Below are 16544 nucleotides of genomic sequence, written 5' to 3'. Positions count from 1 at the left end.
CTTGTAAATTATGTTGTTTTTTCGACAAAATGTTATAATAGTGAAAGTAATTGAAATTCTAGCTAAGGGGAAATGAATATGATTCTCGTCGTTGGCGGAGCAGGCTATATTGGTAGCCATCTTGTGAAGGAATTAGTAGAAACAGAAGAAGTGGTTGTTCTTGATAATTTAACGACCGGTCACCGAGCGGCAGTGGACAGCCGGGCAGTCTTTGTTGAAGGTGATTTAGGTAATGAAGAAGATTTACAAATGATCTTCAAAAGTTACCCAATCAAGGCGGTCATGCACTTTGCAGCCTTTAGTTTGGTCGGGGAGTCTGTTGTTGATCCGTTGAAATATTATGAGAACAACGTGGCGTCTACTCTTACCTTGTTAAAAGTCATGATTAAAAACAATATTAAAAACTTTATTTTCTCTTCAACAGCTGCTACCTATGGAATTCCAGATGTAGAGTTGATTGATGAAACTACTCCCACTAGACCGATTAATCCTTATGGACATTCCAAACTGATGATTGAACAAATCCTGTCAGATTTCTCGAAATCCTATGGATTAAACTATGTGATTCTGCGATACTTCAATGCAGCAGGAGCCCATGCATCAGCAGTAATCGGCGAGAGTCATGACCCAGAGACTCATTTAATTCCGATTGTCCTTCAACAACTGTTAGGGCAGCGAGAAAAGATAGCTGTTTTCGGATCAGATTATGATACCGCTGACGGTACATGTATTCGTGACTATATCCATGTCACTGATTTAGCAAGTGCGCATATCCTTGCCCTCGAGGCGTTACTGGCTGGGAAGAAGTCAACTGAGATTTATAATCTTGGCAACGGTCTAGGTTATTCGGTGAAAGAAGTTATTGAAACATGTGAAAAAGTAACAGGTATAGAGGCGAACGTCGAAATGGCCGACCGCCGTGCCGGAGACCCAGCCATGCTTGTTGCTTCCTCCCAAAAGATTCATTCCGAACTTGGCTGGAAGGCTGAACGGAACTTAGAAAGAATTATTGAGGATGCCTGGAAATGGCACCAGCAGCAACAGTATTAAAATTGGTGCCTGACACCAACACCATAACTCTATTAAAAAACACTGGCCTCCAAAACTTTCGGGCCAGTGTTTTCTTTATTCAGCTAACAATACTGACCTCGCAGCCATTACCCATTGAAGTGTCAGAGTATAAATATCCGTAAAAAACCATGCTAATAACCAAATATACATAAAGAGTAACTCTCTCCTAGTGGGAGTAACCCTTTATTTTGTAATGAGATTATTTCTTCTTTAAACTTACTAACTCCATGACGGTTATTCCGTCGCGTACCGTTTTCACCTGCCCGATATTTTTCGCATAGTAGTAGATATACCCGGAATCTTCCTTTACCTCGATACAGTTTTTAAACGTCCCAGCTGGCGTTTTCACCGTCCTTTTTAAGGAGGTAATCCGAGCTTGTCCTTCTCCCTCATAGCCGATATCCCATTTCAGGCCGACCTTCGCTGGATATTTGATATCGATATAATATTCGGAGTCAATATACCCGGTATAGAGTCCTTTACTGTCTTCGCCGACAATGAATTTTTGCTTATCAGAAGAAGTGGCGTGGTACCAAATATCCCAAGAATCATATTTTTTTCCTGTCGGGATTAATTGGTAGCTTCCTTCCGTCCCTTTATAGGTATAGACTTTGGTCTTATCGATCAAGAAGCTGGCCCGTTTGGTAATAAACTTCAAATACTTTGTGGACACATACGCTTTTTTGGACTTGTATTTAATTTGCGACCAGCCCGATTTGGTTTTCGAATAAACTGTTACTTTGGTGCCTTTTTTGAGGACGCCTTTTTTCTTGGAATGAGTCGTAGGCTTTTCACGTACATTTAGCGCTTTCGTATTTACGGTTGCAGAAGATGTAGAGGCTGCGTAGGAAACCGTTTGAAAAGGTATGAGGATCGTTAGGAACAGTGTTAGTGCAATCAATACTTTTATGAATTTTTTCAGAATAATCCCTCCATTTCTATCTTAATTGTATGGAAGGGAGTTCTATTAATAAATGAATATAAATACAAAAATATAGACAATATCCGTGCTTGTCCGTGTTCGAAATTTGTAGAATTATAGGGGATGTGCATTTTTGTTGAAGTATTTTTCGTTCATAAGTTTCAAGGTTTAGACTTAATTGCTCATTTACCTGTCCGTCGAACTTAGGTATGATTTTCATAGGTACATATTGAAGGGCTGTGAAAGGTTTGAAATTATTCTATAAAAATTATCGATTTACCCTTATCTTGCTAACTGCTATTATCGTGGGCGGGGCGGCAGGTTTGATATTTGGACCAAAGGCTGCACTTGTTAAGCCGTTTGGGGATTTGTTCTTAAATTTAATGTTCATGATGATCGTCCCATTAGTGTTTTTCAGCATTGCTTCTGCAATTGCCAATATGAATGGGATGAAACGGCTTGGAAAAATCATGGGCAGTATTTTGGTTGTGTTCTTAGTAACAGCGTCAGTGGCAGCGATTTTAGGCTTAACAGGCGCCTCCATTATTCATCCGATTGAACATGCCGATATCGCCTCGATTAAAGCGGTAATGAGCCAAACATCTTTTGAGAATAATACTGAGAAATTGTCGTTTCTTGACCATCTCGTTGCCACCTTTACGGTAGGAGATTTCAATTTATTGTTATCAAGAAGTAATATGCTGCAATTGATTGTCTTTTCGCTGCTATTTGGGATTTCCACTGCGATGGTAGGGGAAAAAGCAAAACCTGTGGCTAACTTTTTATCGGCTGCAACGGCAGTCATGATGAAGATGGTCAGTATTATTATGTACTATGCACCGATTGGACTAGGCTGTTATTTTGCTACGGTGATTGGTGAACTTGGCCCGCAAATTCTAGAGGGGTATGCCCGCTCCTTTGTATTATATCTGATACTTGCCGTGATTTATTATTTCGGATTCTTTACCCTGTATGCCTTTATTGCTGGGGGCAAGGATGGTGTGAAGGTTTTTTGGAAGCATGCGATCACGCCATCGGTTACAGCGATTGCCACTTGCTCGAGTGCCGCCTGTATTCCGGTCAACTTGGCCACAGTCAGAAAGATGGGGGTGCCAAAGGATATCGCCGAAACGATTATTCCGCTTGGTGCCAATACGCATAAGGATGGATCTGTGTTTGGCGGTGTGCTGAAAATCGTCTTCTTATTTGCGTTGTTCGGGAAGGATTTAACGAGTATCCCGAATATTTTAAGCATCTTAGCGGTCGCCTTTTTAGTCGGTGCGGTGATGGGGGCGATTCCTGGCGGCGGGATGATTGGTGAGATGCTAATTATCAGTGTGTATGGCTTCCCGCCAGAAACCTTGCCCATTATCGCCGTAATCAGTACGATCATTGATGCCCCGGCGACACTGCTCAACTCCACCGGAAACACCGTGTGTGCAATGCTGGTCACACGCTTAGTCGAAGGGAAGAACTGGTTGAACAAAGCCTTTAAAAGCGAAGAACTTGGTGCCTGACACCATCAAATGATGAAAAAATCCTGCGAGAATGATTAGGTTCTTGCAGTATTTTTTTTGTTTCTTATGGCGCAAATGTTAATTGATGGCTAACATTTCTTAGGGTAAGATTAGGTGATATACAGAGAAACAAAAGGATGGTTTTTATGAAGAGGACGGTAAAGGATATTTTTTATATTTTACTAGGGGCGCTCATTTTTGCCTTAGGGGTCAATTATTTTACGATTCCCAATCATCTTTCAGAAGGCGGCATTTTAGGGATTACAATTATTGCCCACTATTTGTTTGACTGGTCACCGGGTGTCGTAAATTTTGTCTTGAATGTGGCGCTGTTAGCGGTGGGGTATAAATTTTTTGAAAAAAGAACCTTTATATATACGCTCATTTCGATTGCAGCCTGCTCGTTGTGTTTGTATGTAACGGAGGATGCTGGGCATCGACTGACCGAGGATACATTTTTGGCATCGATCTTTGCCGGTTTGCTGGTTGGTGTAGGGCTGGGGCTGATTTTCCGGACGGGAGGAACATCGGGAGGATCAACGATTTTAGCAAGACTGACCAACCAATTGCTAGGCTGGAGCATCGGCAAGGGGATGCTGATTATTGATATTGTAGTCGTAGTGGGATCGATTTTCATTATCGGATTAGAAAAAGGGATGTATACGCTGTTGATTGTGTTTATTGGGGCGAAAGCGATCGATTTCATTGTTGAGGGATTGGATGAAAAGGTAGCCGTACTGATTATTTCGAATACGCAGGAGCATGTGTTGACCAATATTACGAGTCGAATGTCCCGAGGGTTAACGGTGCTAGACGGGCGCGGCGGCTACACAGGGCAGAACAGAGAAGTCCTTTACATCGTCATCAATAAGCAGGAAATCGTCCAACTGAAAAGTATAATAAAAGAAACAGACAAGAACGCCTACGTCACCGTCCACAATGTCCACGAGATGATCGGGCATGGATATAAGGCGAGTTAAGTTTAAGTTTAAGTTGGTGCCTGACACCTAAATTGGTGTCAGGCACCATTTTTATCTTTTTGAAACACTTACACGCCCTGAGAAGAAGGTGGCGCCGCCGCCCATATCGGCGATTCGGTCGGGAGTAAGTGCGTTTACTAGCTGTTTCGAGTCGGCATTGGCTGTATCGGCCCAAAGACCTTGCGTCACCACGACTCCTGGCAGGACTTGCTCACCCACAGAAACCTTCAATTCACATTCACCGCGCTGATTCCAGATTCGAACCGTATCGCCATCTTCAATTCCCTCCGATAAAGCATCAAGATGATTCATATAGATTTTCGGCTCTTTTTCCAATGTTATATGTTTTTGATTGTTGGAAAAGGTAGAGTTTAAGAAATTATGATTTGGGCCCGGAACAAATTGGTATCGGTGGTCCCCATCGTCCTCTAAAGGTATGTAAGTTGGCAATGGGGGATACCCATCCTTTTTCATCTTCTCAGAAAATAACTCAATTTTTCCACTAGGGGTTGGCAGGTTGCCAGGAAATATCGGTTTTACCTTGGCCTTCATGAATGTTTGTTCCACTAATGATTCATAGCTAATCCCGTTTAAATAAGGGTTGCGTGGATTATCCAAGGCTTGTGCAATCATCACCGCTTCCGTTTCCTGAAAGAGTGGTTCCGTGAAATCCATCCCCTCGGCAAGCAATCGGAACACCTCAACATTGGATTTTGACTCAGCAAATGGTTCAATGATCGGCTGCTGCAACTGAATGTAATGATGCCAATACGATGTGTACATGTCAGTGTTTTCAAAAGAGGATGTTGCCGGTAAAACGATATCCGCATATTTGGCCGTTTCGGTTAAAAATAAATCATGGACCACCGTAAATAAATCTTCACGTTCTAAACCGTTTCTGACCTTATTTGTATTCGGTGCTACCACAGCAGGATTTGAGCCGTACACATAAAGTGACTTCACTGGCGGTTCTAGAGCAAGTAACGTGTCACCGAGAAGGTTCATATTGATCACGCGGGTCTGTTTATTTTTCAATAGATCCGGTCGTTGCAAGTGCGCGGTATTCGGTGCCAGATAGGCCGAATTTCCTTTGATTGCACCGCCGCCTTTGATAAGCCATTGGCCTGTAAGGGCGGGAAGGCAGGAGATCGTCCGGACGAACATGCCGCCATTGTCATGATGCTGAGGACCATTACCGATGCGAATAAACGCAGGTGATGTTTCACCGTACATACGGGCCAGTTTGTATATATCCTCTACTGGGACACCTGTGATCGCAGAAACGGTAATTGGGTCATATTGGATGACATGCTCACGCAGTTCCTCATGACCGATTGTATACTTTTCTAAAAAGTCTTGGTTGACCAGGTTTTCGGCAAATAGAATGTGCATCATTCCCAAAGCGAGGGCACTGTCCGTGCCAGGCAAAATCGGAATAAACCAATCTGCTAATCTGCCAGTTTGATTTTTGAGAACATCAATAACGATGATTTTAGCCCCGTTTTGTTTACGGGCTTTTTGAGCAAGGGCGACTTGATGCATGTTGGTGCTGGCCGCATTAATTCCCCAAAAAATGAAGAGCTTTGAATCAATTGTATCTTCCGGGTCGATGCCGATGCTGCCGCCCATGGTATACTTATAGCCTTCTGAGCCTGCTGCGGAACAAATGGTTTGATCTAATCGGGAAGCCCCCAGTCGATGGAAGAAACGGCGGTCCATTCCCTCGGCATTAAGCCGGCCCATATTTCCGTAAAAACTGTAGGGAAGGATGCTCTCCGGTCCGTTAGATTCTATTAAATTGCTCCACCGGGAGGTAATGGTCTCGATCGCTTCCGCCCAGCTGATTCGTTCGAACTTGCCTTCACCTTTAAGGCCGGTGCGTTTTAGCGGGTATTTCAAGCGATTTTCATCATAAATCCGTTCTGTCATATTTCGGACTTTGTTGCAAATATGCCCTTTGGTGACCGGATGTTCGGGGTCACCCTCCACTTTAATAATCCTCCCATTTTCCTTATGTAGAAGTAACCCACACTGATCCGGACAATCAAGCGGGCAAACCCCATGAAAAATACCTTCCCGTTCCTGAATAAAAGAACTCATAGCCCTATCCATCTCCTTTCGTGTTTGGTGTAAGTGTTTGGTGTAAATGTCGGTGTAGAGTTTGGTGTCAGGCACCGCTCGTGGACAACTGTTCCTCTGAGGGAGACAGTTCCACGCGTGTTAAATGCTAATTTCTAATATTGCTACTATCATAACATCAAATTCTTGGATATGAACAAATATGGTATGCTATTTTTAGTGGCCATCGAGAGGCAGGGATTGATTTATGAAGAAATGGAGAATGCTAGGAGTGGCGATTATGCTGGTATCACTAATGTCAGCATGTGCCCAAGAGATACCTCACACAAACACATCCAAAGATAATGTCATCGTTTTAGATAAAGAAACAATCAAAGGATTTGAAAAGGGGATTCTGGTCGGAACGCCGCTGCGATTAGATAAAAAAATCCACTTAGCAGATGTCGAAAAAGTTTGGGGCAAATATGAAGAAATGCATGATCACGAAGATATCCATACCTATGTCTATACGATAAAAAATCGACGGGTCGTAATTGATGAAGATGAATTAAAAACACTTTACATGTTTCACGTCGAGATGGGAATCACCAGAGAAGAGATTTTAGCGAAAATGGGGAACCCTACAAAAGGGAAAAAGACAGGGAAAACGCTTGTGTATCAAAAAAGGGATTACCGGGTCACCTTCGGATCTTTTGATGATAAAACGTGGAATTTAATCTTGTATAAGGTTCCACAAGATCATTAAGCCTATTTTATTTAGGAGAATACAAAAAATGAAATGGGCCACATTGAGAAGTTCCATTCAATGTGACCACATTCATAGAATACTTGAACTAAGGGTTCGAATTCGCTGTTACTGACCAAGTTGTTTTATTTGATCAAGGATGTTGCTTATTTCTTGGACACTTTGAAAAATTTCTGTGTTTTCAAGGGTAGAAGGGTCGAGTAACCCATTATGGATATTTTTTAAATATAGATCTATGCCAGCAGTTAATTTGTTGTTTTGGTCAACAAGTTGCTGATGTAAGTCGGCTGCTATTTCTGGTGCTTGAAGTTTATTGAATGAATTGATTTCTTGTTTCATTTCTTGAAGCATCGTTTGCAGTTTTTTTGTGGCCTGCTGATCGCTTACGGCTTGTTGCGCAATAGATGGAGCATCATTTGCAAAAGCTGTCGCTTTATTTAGATAGTCCGATGCATCATTTACATAGGAGAGAGTATCCTTCGCCTCATTTAGCAAGGAGCATCCACTCAGGATAAAAAGAATCGCCGCGGCTAAACCTAATACCTTCATTTTCATGTAGAAACCTCCGTTTTATCAGATTTTGTATTGGAAGAGTATGCTGAGTTAGGACCCGAACGTGATACTAAGTTAATCTACGTCCGTAAATAATCTAATCATTATCATATGGTTTGAGATTTATTTCGTTGCTGATGCATAAGCAGTTTAGGAAGCTAATATCAATAAAAATAGTAAGAACTTTGATTCATTAGAAATTCCGCTTACTTCTTGAAGCATCCCTTAACCCATTCTTTCTAAAAGTGTAAAATCCTAAACGGGTGTCAGGCACCATCGTTGATATTTTCATATTGTTTTTAGTGAAAAGTACAGAATAGTAAGCACCCTAGAGTCTCGTCTCACGTAGGATATTTTTGAGAGAAAACGGGGGAGGTTTTACTATGTATCCGTACACGAATTATTACGATGCTTTATATAGACAAAATAATAAATTGATTAGAGAAGTGGAAAAAGCGATTCATGGTGAGTATAACGCTATCCATTGTTATAGCAAATTAGCAAAATTAGCTACCAATGAGAAGGAGAAAGGTCAAATTCTTGAAATACGCCAAGATGAAATAAAACACCATAAACAATTTGAACACATTTATACTCAGCTAACCGGACGAAAGCCACAACAACCAAAGCTCAGTGAGGAATGTCCTGATGTTTACCTAGAGGGACTAGAATTTGCCTTGCAAGATGAGCAACTCACGGTGGATTTTTACCTGGAAGTCGCTGATGGTACTTCGGATCCAACTATAAAAGAAGTATTTCGGAGAGCGGCCGCCGATGAGCAAAATCATGCAGTCTGGTTTTTGTACTATTATGCTAAAAATAAGTAAAATTGGTATGGTTAACGGTCAAAAAACCACCCTTGTCACTGATGGCAAGGGTGGTTTTGAGTGTGTGTATTAGTGGTTATTAATCCCCGCCGCTGTCTCCACCGGAATCCCCGCCAGAATCGGTATCGCCATTATCATTCGAGTAGTCTGAATCATTGTGATAATCATTTACATAATCATTGCTATCAGATCCTTTTGGTCCTTTTCCAATGCTTGGAAAGATAAAAAAGGCCGCGATTATAGCTAAGGTTCCAAAGAACTCCTGCACTCCAAAAATAAGATAAACCCCATAGATGAGAAGCAATCCACCCAACAGCCATTGAATGATTCTTACCGCGTTCAGAGACAACCACCCCCAAATAAAAAGTAAGAAAAATAAAGCCATACAAAATAAATATTACATTTTAGGTCTTTTTATACATCTTTTATGGTGTTATGGTGATAAATGGTGTCAGGCACCATCCGTGGACACTTGTCTTTACTGGGTGGACAAAAGGTGCGGTGCTTAATGTTATCTGGGATATCGTGAATTTTGGTGTGTTGTGCAGGATTTTGGGAAGTGGTGTCGAATCAATGTGTTAGTGGTATACTTTTTCGTTTCCTGTATGGGGGAGCGGTCTTTCCCACATCTTCACACATCTACCCCTATCTCCCTCGACTCCACCTGTTTTTATCCCGCCCCATTAATTTTTAAGGAGTGATTTACAATGGTTCGCAGTGTTCGCCTTTGGTACAAAGGTGCGAAGTATCATGTTACGAGCAGAGGCATTAGAAGAAGTTCCCTTTTTTTCGACAATGATGATTTTGAGAAGTATCTGGCCCTATTGAAAGAAACAAAAGAGCGTTATCCCTTTAACCTTCACACATACTGCTTAATGACGAATCATATCCACCTGCAGCTTGAAACACTAGAAACCCCGCTAAGTACAATCATGAAACATCTCAACACTAAATTCGCTAAATATATTAATAAAAAATATAATTTCTCTGGTCATGTGTTCGAAAAGCGATACGGTGATGAACTTCTTAATTCTCCTGAATACGAGATAGACGTAAGTAAATACATTCATTTAAATCCAACTTCAGCAGGGATGGTGGTAAATCCTGAAGATTATCCTTGGAGCAGCTGCCGGGCCTATATCTTCGGTGAGAGTATCCCTTTAATTGACCCCCAACCACTTCTTTCCTATTTTCCCGATCCGCCCCTTTCACACTATGAAAATTATCTAAACGCACTACCCACAGACAAGTTTTTTTGGGAAGATGGAAAAATTCACATGCTCGATAAGGAGGATGTGAGATGTGGGCTAAAGTAACGAGTATCGCCTTAAAAGGGATGGAAGGATATCGTGTAAATGTAGAGGTTGGCTCTTATGTAGGGAACGATTCCTTTAAAATTGTCGGTCTGCCGGATGCGGCGGTGAAGGAATCCAAGGAGCGTATCATTGCTGCACTTCGAACATTAGGTTATCATCTATCAGGACAGAAAATTACCATTAATTTATCACCTGCAGATCAAAAAAAGTACGGTTCCATGTTTGATTTGCCGATGGCGATAGCGGTTCTGCAGAGTTTGCATGAACTCGATATAATAGTTGCCGAGGATACAGGATTCCTGGGAGCATTATCGTTAGATGGCTCCATTCAGCCAGTCGAAGGGATGCTGCCTGCTGTCCTTGCTGCAAAGAAACTAGGGATCCAAAAGCTTTATATCCCTTTTAATGAAGAATTGCCTGTATTAGAACTTGAACCAATGGAAATTATCTATGTTTCTAGTTTGCAGGAGTCGATCTCACATCTTTTAGGACAATGGGTTCCTTCTTTTAAAAAAAGACAAAAGGACGAGAGATTTACCAGCATTACTTATTTAGATATGAAGCAGATTATAGGGCATAAAGGGGCCAAGCACGCTTTAGAGATTGCAGCGGCAGGAGAACATCATGTGTTACTGACTGGCCCGCCCGGTTGTGGAAAAAGCATGTTAGCTGAATCTTTCCCTTCTATTTTGCCTTCACTAACTAAAGAGTCGTTACTTGAGGTTATCAGTTTGTATCAATTGAGTCAGAATCCTTATCCCCCATCCAATATGCCGCCTTATCGAAATCCGCATCACTCCGCTTCACTCCGCTTCAGGAGTTTCAATTATCGGCGGAGGACAATACCCAAAGCCTGGTGAAATATCCTTAGCCCATCGTGGTGTTTTGTTTCTTGATGAAATCGGGGAGTTTTCGAAAAAAACTTTAGATATGCTCCGTCAGCCATTAGAAAATGGATTGATCATGATTAGTAGAACGCATGCGACCATTACATACCCAGCATCGTTTATATTAATCGCAGCGATGAATCCATGCCCATGTGGCTATGAAGGATCAAATACGCATTATTGTACTTGTACAAGGAAGCAAATAATGGCTTACCAGAATAGGCTTTCTGGCCCGCTTAGGGATCGTTTTGATATTAATCTTACTTTAGGGCCGATTGATTTTAACTCTGCCGTACATGAAAAGGAAGGTGAGTCCTCTAAAATTGTCAGGGAACGAGTGGAGGAGGCGAGGGACAGACAATATGATCGATATGGGAGAGAGGTTTGTAACGGAAGAATCCCTTATGAAATGCTATTGGACAAAAGCCCTTTAACCGGTGCACAACAATCTAGGTTACAGCGACTAGCTCTTAAAAATAACTGGAGTAACCGGACACAAATCAAAATTATCCGGCTAGCTCGTACCATCTCAGATCTGCAATCAAGCCGTGCCATAACCGACCAAAGCATATGGGAAGCCATCCAATTGAATGAGGTGTGAACGCCCAAATAAAAGGACAGTATGGAGCAGCGACCTTCATTAATTTAGGTGTCAGGCACCATGTGAAAAATTCACATGGTGCCTGACACCAACACCAACATCCCCAACACCAGCTGACCGTAGTCTCTTATATAAATAATAACAGGCTGAGGGCCATTACTGCCATTCCTCCCATTAATCCGTAGATTGATAGATGTGCTTCGTCGTATCTTTTTGCAGCGGGCAGTAATTCGTCGAGGGAGATGAAGACCATGATCCCGGCAACCGCTGCAAAAATAATTCCGAACATGATTTCGTTTAGAAACGGCATTAAGAATAGGTAGGCGGCTAATGCCCCGACTGGTTCAGATAAACCAGACAAGAATGATAGTTTAAAGGCCCGCTTTTTATCCCCTGTCGCAAAATAGACAGGAACAGAAACGGCAATGCCCTCTGGTACATTGTGAATCGCAATCGCAACGGCAATGGCAATCCCAAGGGCAGGGTCTTGCAGCGCCGAAGTGAAGGTGGCAATCCCTTCCGGAAAGTTATGAATTCCGATTGCGAGGGCTGTAAATGTGCCCATTTTTAACAAATCTGGCTTTTCACCAGTACTCGTACTTCCTCCCCTCGTCATGTCCTCTACTTTCTTTAGTTCATGGGGGTTACTTTGCTTGGGAATAAATTTATCAATGCTGGCGATCAACAGCATCCCAGCAAAAAATCCGCCGACCGTTAACCAGTTTCCTAATCCAACGCCCAAGGAATCTACAAGAGCTACCTTGGCCTTTACAAAAATCTCAACCATCGACACATAGATCATCACACCTGCAGAGAATCCGAGAGTTACTGATAAAAATTTAGTATTGGTATGTGAGGTAAAGAACGCAAGGAGGCTGCCAATTCCTGTTGCCAGCCCTGCAAACAATGTTAACCCAAAAGCTAATAACAGATTTTCAGTCACTGTGATCACTCCTTCATGAACTGAATTCCGTATTTATAGAAAGGGGATGTAGTCTCCGCTACATCCCCTAAATCTATAGGTTTATACCAATATATTATATTGGTGTCAGGCACCAGATTATTCCTCGTCTTTTTTCTGCTTTTTCTGTGCCTCTTGGAGGGCGAGGAGGATGTCTTGGACGTCGATTTTCCCGTCGTTATTTAGGTCTGTTAGTGTATTTTCTGGCCCTGTTTCCGGCGGTGTTGCCGTTGTCGGGGTTGGAGAAGTCAGTGTCTGAGCAACAGCTGGCTGCTTCGGCCTAAAAGCAAAGGTAAACAACAATAGAATGATAATGAGAACTCCAGATACACCATCCACGATATAGAAGGTTGTGGCGTAATCGGACCAGAGTGTCTTGCTGCTTCCCATTTTCTTCTCAGCATTCGCGATATATTGTTTGATTTCGGAATGATTTGGGTAAATCCGCTGAACCGCCTCGAATTTTTCTAACGCATGCTTATAGTAGCCGCCCCAGTAAAGATTAAGTCCTTCTTGGTAAAGTTTATCCGTTTCGCTCTTTGCATTTTTCGCCCCAGCTTGGTTTACAAATTCTTTGACCGTATTAACAGGAACGGCAAAGTTAAAGCCTTGAACTTCCTGGCCATTAACTGTGTCACCCCTAAAGGTGAGCAGCCCAATGATTTCCCCTTTTGTGTTGATGACCGGCCCGCCGCTATTTCCATGCGTGGCAGCCGCATTAATTTGAATGACCGGGCTTCCTTGATCTGTCTTTTTGGAAGTAGCCGAAATTTGACCGGCATTCATCGAAGAAACCAGCGACGAATCAGGTGATAATAGATCCGAATCGGCAGCAGCAGGATATCCGCTGACCCAAACATTATCTTGGTTTTGGATATTATCTGAATCACCAAGAGGTAAAGTCGGCAGATTTTTGCCCTCAATTTTTAAAACCGCCACGTCTTTTCCTTCGTTAATTGGGGCACCATAGCTTTTTACTTCTCCATCAAGGACATCTCCGCTAGGTAAAATTACTTTTAAAACCTTTTGAATTCCCGAGTATTGTGTGTACTGGACCATATATTTATAGGCAGTTTCATAGTCGACTTTAAAATAATCCGCGATGATTGTTACTAGTTGTTCAAAGGCAGCATTGGCAATTTCCGCATCTTCCTGTTGGGTCGCTTCCACCACATGTGCATTCGTAACGATATAGCCGTTCGAGCTAATAATGGCCCCTGAGCCTGAGCCTCCCACAACAGATTGGTTATTTAACTTCTCTAATATGGCGATAACTTCAGGATCATACGGATTATTAAACTGCCATTGTACAACAGCATAATCTACGATTCGAACCACTGCTGGCTTCGAGTATTCCGCAAGTTTTTGGGCTTGAGCGATTTTGCCAGCCTGTGGTTTAAGATTGATTAGGAATATAGAAGCCACCATGACCGCAATAAGCAGCAAACTGATAGGGATGGTAATAAGGGCCCTTTTTTTCAAAACATTATTCACTCCTAGGTTGGGTATTTTTCGAAATTTACTCTGCAATATATTCGCCCTAGCGAGAAAAGTAATATTGTACAAAGAAATTTTTAGAAAACAATAAGGTGACATTGGAAGGGAAAGAATATGATTTTTTCATAAATGAGCAATCTTTGGTATCATGTTAGTGAATGAAATATTATGGATTGAAGGATACTTGGAGGCCGCTATGGATAATCAATTGAAGGTAATGACTGTATTTGGAACGAGACCGGAAGCGATAAAAATGGCTCCCTTGGTAAAAGAATTAGGGAAATACCCTGATCATATTAAACCGATTGTTACGGTTACTGCTCAGCACCGGGAGATGCTTGATCAGGTGTTGCAAATTTTTGAAATTACTCCTGATTATGATTTAAATATAATGAAAGAACGGCAAACCTTGCTAGAAGTAACAACCCGGAGTTTAGAAGGGCTCAATCAAGTTCTTGCGGACGTCAAGCCGGATATTGTCCTGGTCCATGGTGATACGACGACCACCTTTGTCGCGAGCTTAGCTGCTTTTTATCATTCGATTCCGATTGGACACGTTGAGGCTGGACTCCGGACTCATAATAAATATTCCCCGTACCCGGAGGAAATGAACCGTCAGTTGACAGGGGTGTTGGCAGATCTTCACTTCTCGCCAACTTCCCAATCGAAGCAAAATCTTTTGATGGAAAATAAGCGGGAAGCCGGGATTTATATCACTGGAAATACGGCCATCGATGCGCTAAAAACCACAGTGAGAGATAATTATACTCACCCTGTTTTAGACAAACTTGGGAATGACCGGTTAATTCTTATGACGGCCCACCGCAGGGAAAACACAGGGAAGCCAATGGAAAATATGTTCCGTGCGATTCGACGGTTGGTTGAAAAGCATGTGGATGTTCAGGTGGTGTATCCTGTCCATATGAATCCAGTGGTTCGTGAGATTGCTAATCGTGTACTGGGCAAACACGAAAGGATTCACCTCATCGAGCCGCTAGATGTGATCGATTTCCATAACTTTGCCTCAAGAGCCTATTTGATTTTAACGGACTCTGGCGGTGTCCAGGAAGAGGCGCCATCCCTAGGTGTACCCGTATTAGTATTGCGCGATACCACTGAACGGCCAGAAGGAATTGAAGCGGGCACGCTAAAACTTGCAGGAACAGATGAGGAAACAATCTTTGATCTTGCGGATGGGCTGCTGTCAGACCCTGCGGCCCATGACAAGATGGCTCATGCCTCGAACCCTTACGGAGATGGCTTTGCTTCTGAACGTATCGTCAAAGCTATCCTCCACCACTTCGGAAAAGAGGAACGGCCATCGGACTTAGGAGAATGATTGATTAAGGAGAAATGGTTAAATGAAGTTAAATAAGATTCATCATGTAGCGGTAATTTGTTCGGATTATGAAAAATCTAAGGATTTTTATATACGAGTCCTTGGGCTCACTCCGGTAAATGAGGTATATCGGGAGGAACGGGATTCCTATAAGCTTGATTTAGCAGTGAATGATCAATATCAAATTGAATTGTTTTCGTTCCCGTCCCCAGCTGAACGGCCAAGCTATCCTGAAGCAGCTGGATTGAGGCATCTTGCATTTGAAGTAGATGATATCGAAGAGGCAGTTCAATATATGTCCAATCATCATGTGAATGTTGAGGACGTCCGTGTAGACCCCATAACAAACAAGAAATTTACCTTCTTCGCAGACCCAGATGGGCTGCCGATTGAACTGTATGAGCGGTAGTTTTACCTAATTCAGTTTGTGACAACCCAATGAATTGCCAAAAAGAGCAGGACCCCCTGGTCTTGCTCTTTCTTTAAATGTAACGGAGTAGTTCTTGCCTTGCAACCAGAATTAAAATCTTCCCCAGTCATACCTTGGACTAGGCAGGCCATATTCACTTGGGGACCATGTGCCATAGCCGCTTAAACTGGGAGTTGGCTGGAACGGTTGCCCATACATGTTCATATTCGGTCCAACTCCTGGGTAACCCGGGCTGCCTCCAGTCGGATAGCCTAAGCCAATACCCCCGCCAAATGCTCCGCCAGGCCCGGGGCCGTATGGATTGAAACTTTGACTAGGTGCTCCAGGGAATCCTCCGAATCCACCATAACCAGGGAATCCTCCATAACTTCCTCCAAATCCGTATCCTCCTGGATTAGCTGCATTTGCCAGCCCAGCCCCACCTAAATACCCTAAACCAAGCCCAAGCAGGCTCGAGCTTAATGACCCAAGATTTAATCCTGGATGTCCCCCATGTCCTCCATGTCCGCCATGGTTATGGTGCCCGTCATGATTGTGATGCTGTCCACCGAAATGATGCTGTCCCCCGGAATGATGGTGCCCGTCATGATTGTGATGCACTCCGCCCCCATGATATTGTCTTTGAAAATTCAGCTCATTTCCTACACTATTTTGATACTCCATTGGCATATAATAAGGTTGATACATATCTATTCTCCTCTCTCCTCACTACCTGTATCTATCCTATGCATCTAACAAACTGACTCTTGGGCAGAAAGAAGCCTACAGTGGGGGTTCGACATCCGCCACTACCTAAAAAATACGTCTCAAGTCCTAGATT

17 protein-coding genes are annotated in these 16544 nt (G+C 42.7%); 10 read left to right on the top strand and 7 right to left on the bottom strand.

What is annotated here, in order from left to right:
* The first annotated feature begins 78 nt into the window (after positions 1-78).
* Positions 79-1050, top strand: coding sequence for a UDP-glucose 4-epimerase GalE (gene galE, locus M3610_RS17775; RefSeq protein WP_251461091.1), 972 nt, complete (start codon positions 79-81; stop codon positions 1048-1050).
* Between the two features lie 220 nt (positions 1051-1270).
* On the opposite strand, the gene M3610_RS17770 is transcribed toward galE, so the two are convergent.
* Positions 1271-1972: an SH3 domain-containing protein gene (locus tag M3610_RS17770; RefSeq protein ID WP_251461089.1), complete on the bottom strand. Its 702-nt coding sequence runs from the start codon at positions 1970-1972 to the stop codon at positions 1271-1273.
* Between the two features lie 269 nt (positions 1973-2241).
* On the opposite strand from M3610_RS17770, the gene M3610_RS17765 reads away from it, so the two are divergent.
* Together M3610_RS17765 and M3610_RS17760 are read left to right on the top strand one after the other, a co-directional pair.
* A complete protein-coding gene (locus tag M3610_RS17765; RefSeq protein ID WP_251461087.1) occupies positions 2242-3510 on the top strand; it encodes a dicarboxylate/amino acid:cation symporter in 1269 nt (422 codons plus the stop codon).
* 146 nt (positions 3511-3656) lie between these two features.
* Positions 3657-4490: a YitT family protein gene (locus M3610_RS17760; RefSeq protein ID WP_251461085.1), complete on the top strand. Its 834-nt coding sequence runs from the start codon at positions 3657-3659 to the stop codon at positions 4488-4490.
* 51 nt (positions 4491-4541) lie between these two features.
* Here the strand turns inward: M3610_RS17760 and M3610_RS17755 are convergent, their stop codons facing one another.
* Positions 4542-6590: a molybdopterin oxidoreductase family protein gene (locus M3610_RS17755; RefSeq protein ID WP_251461082.1), complete on the bottom strand. Its 2049-nt coding sequence runs from the start codon at positions 6588-6590 to the stop codon at positions 4542-4544.
* A 226-nt stretch (positions 6591-6816) separates the two neighbouring features.
* On the opposite strand from M3610_RS17755, the gene M3610_RS17750 reads away from it, so the two are divergent.
* Complete coding sequence (locus M3610_RS17750; protein ID WP_251461080.1) at positions 6817-7314, top strand: hypothetical protein; 498 nt, start codon at positions 6817-6819, stop codon at positions 7312-7314.
* A gap of 108 nt (positions 7315-7422) precedes the next feature.
* Here the strand turns inward: M3610_RS17750 and M3610_RS17745 are convergent, their stop codons facing one another.
* Positions 7423-7869 carry a DUF6376 family protein gene (locus M3610_RS17745; protein WP_251461078.1) on the bottom strand — a complete coding sequence of 149 codons (447 nt, stop codon included), beginning with the start codon at positions 7867-7869 and terminating at the stop codon, positions 7423-7425.
* 380 nt (positions 7870-8249) lie between these two features.
* Here M3610_RS17745 and M3610_RS17740 point away from each other — a divergent pair, with 380 nt between their 5' ends.
* Positions 8250-8693 (top strand): ferritin-like domain-containing protein, encoded by a 444-nt coding sequence (locus M3610_RS17740; RefSeq protein WP_251461077.1) that lies wholly within the window; start codon positions 8250-8252, stop codon positions 8691-8693.
* Between the two features lie 79 nt (positions 8694-8772).
* Here M3610_RS17740 and M3610_RS17735 read toward each other — a convergent pair whose 3' ends face one another.
* On the bottom strand, positions 8773-9042 hold the full coding sequence (locus M3610_RS17735; protein WP_251461074.1) for a hypothetical protein: 270 nt from the start codon (positions 9040-9042) through the stop codon (positions 8773-8775).
* 358 nt (positions 9043-9400) lie between these two features.
* Here M3610_RS17735 and M3610_RS17730 point away from each other — a divergent pair, with 358 nt between their 5' ends.
* From M3610_RS17730 to M3610_RS28340, 3 genes are read left to right on the top strand one after another with little or no spacing between them, the layout of a single operon-like run.
* Positions 9401-10009 (top strand): transposase, encoded by a 609-nt coding sequence (locus tag M3610_RS17730; RefSeq protein WP_251461072.1) that lies wholly within the window; start codon positions 9401-9403, stop codon positions 10007-10009.
* Positions 9994-10869: a magnesium chelatase domain-containing protein gene (locus tag M3610_RS28345; protein WP_311315835.1), complete on the top strand. Its 876-nt coding sequence runs from the start codon at positions 9994-9996 to the stop codon at positions 10867-10869. Before M3610_RS17730 ends, M3610_RS28345 begins: the two co-directional genes overlap by 16 nt.
* Positions 10760-11497 (top strand): ATP-binding protein, encoded by a 738-nt coding sequence (locus M3610_RS28340; RefSeq protein ID WP_311315837.1) that lies wholly within the window; start codon positions 10760-10762, stop codon positions 11495-11497. Before M3610_RS28345 ends, M3610_RS28340 begins: the two co-directional genes overlap by 110 nt.
* Before the next feature lie 127 nt (positions 11498-11624).
* Here the strand turns inward: M3610_RS28340 and zupT are convergent, their stop codons facing one another.
* Both zupT and M3610_RS17715 read right to left on the bottom strand, forming a co-directional pair.
* Positions 11625-12440 (bottom strand): zinc transporter ZupT, encoded by an 816-nt coding sequence (zupT, locus tag M3610_RS17720; protein WP_098575058.1) that lies wholly within the window; start codon positions 12438-12440, stop codon positions 11625-11627.
* Between the two features lie 117 nt (positions 12441-12557).
* Positions 12558-13940 (bottom strand): S1C family serine protease, encoded by a 1383-nt coding sequence (locus tag M3610_RS17715; protein WP_251461070.1) that lies wholly within the window; start codon positions 13938-13940, stop codon positions 12558-12560.
* Positions 13941-14151: 211 nt separating this feature from the next.
* Between M3610_RS17715 and wecB the strand changes: the two genes are divergently transcribed.
* Together wecB and gloA2 are read left to right on the top strand one after the other, a co-directional pair.
* On the top strand, positions 14152-15294 hold the full coding sequence (gene wecB / locus M3610_RS17710; RefSeq protein WP_251461068.1) for a non-hydrolyzing UDP-N-acetylglucosamine 2-epimerase: 1143 nt from the start codon (positions 14152-14154) through the stop codon (positions 15292-15294).
* Positions 15295-15316: 22 nt separating this feature from the next.
* Positions 15317-15703 (top strand): SMU1112c/YaeR family gloxylase I-like metalloprotein, encoded by a 387-nt coding sequence (gene gloA2, locus M3610_RS17705; RefSeq protein WP_251461066.1) that lies wholly within the window; start codon positions 15317-15319, stop codon positions 15701-15703.
* A gap of 111 nt (positions 15704-15814) precedes the next feature.
* On the opposite strand, the gene M3610_RS17700 is transcribed toward gloA2, so the two are convergent.
* Positions 15815-16411 (bottom strand): hypothetical protein, encoded by a 597-nt coding sequence (locus tag M3610_RS17700; RefSeq protein WP_251461064.1) that lies wholly within the window; start codon positions 16409-16411, stop codon positions 15815-15817.
* Positions 16412-16544 lie beyond the last annotated feature (133 nt).

The organism is Neobacillus sp. MER 74, assembly GCF_023714155.1.
Note: the sequence above shows the minus strand (reverse complement) of the source record. Positions and strands in the feature narration are given on the sequence as shown.

Excerpts from the sequence above, each read along its gene's own strand:
- galE (WP_251461091.1), top strand. The coding sequence starts at position 79 with ATGATTCTCGTCGTTGGCGGAGCAGGCTATATTGGTAGCCATCTTGTG.
- M3610_RS17760 (WP_251461085.1), top strand. The coding sequence starts at position 3,657 with ATGAAGAGGACGGTAAAGGATATTTTTTATATTTTACTAGGGGCGCTC.
- M3610_RS17755 (WP_251461082.1), bottom strand. The coding sequence starts at position 6,590 with ATGAGTTCTTTTATTCAGGAACGGGAAGGTATTTTTCATGGGGTTTGC.
- M3610_RS17750 (WP_251461080.1), top strand. The coding sequence starts at position 6,817 with ATGAAGAAATGGAGAATGCTAGGAGTGGCGATTATGCTGGTATCACTA.
- M3610_RS17745 (WP_251461078.1), bottom strand. The coding sequence starts at position 7,869 with ATGAAAATGAAGGTATTAGGTTTAGCCGCGGCGATTCTTTTTATCCTG.
- M3610_RS17740 (WP_251461077.1), top strand. The coding sequence starts at position 8,250 with ATGTATCCGTACACGAATTATTACGATGCTTTATATAGACAAAATAAT.
- M3610_RS17730 (WP_251461072.1), top strand. The coding sequence starts at position 9,401 with ATGGTTCGCAGTGTTCGCCTTTGGTACAAAGGTGCGAAGTATCATGTT.
- M3610_RS28345 (WP_311315835.1), top strand. The coding sequence starts at position 9,994 with ATGTGGGCTAAAGTAACGAGTATCGCCTTAAAAGGGATGGAAGGATAT.
- wecB (WP_251461068.1), top strand. The coding sequence starts at position 14,152 with ATGGATAATCAATTGAAGGTAATGACTGTATTTGGAACGAGACCGGAA.
- gloA2 (WP_251461066.1), top strand. The coding sequence starts at position 15,317 with ATGAAGTTAAATAAGATTCATCATGTAGCGGTAATTTGTTCGGATTAT.
- M3610_RS17700 (WP_251461064.1), bottom strand. The coding sequence starts at position 16,411 with ATGTATCAACCTTATTATATGCCAATGGAGTATCAAAATAGTGTAGGA.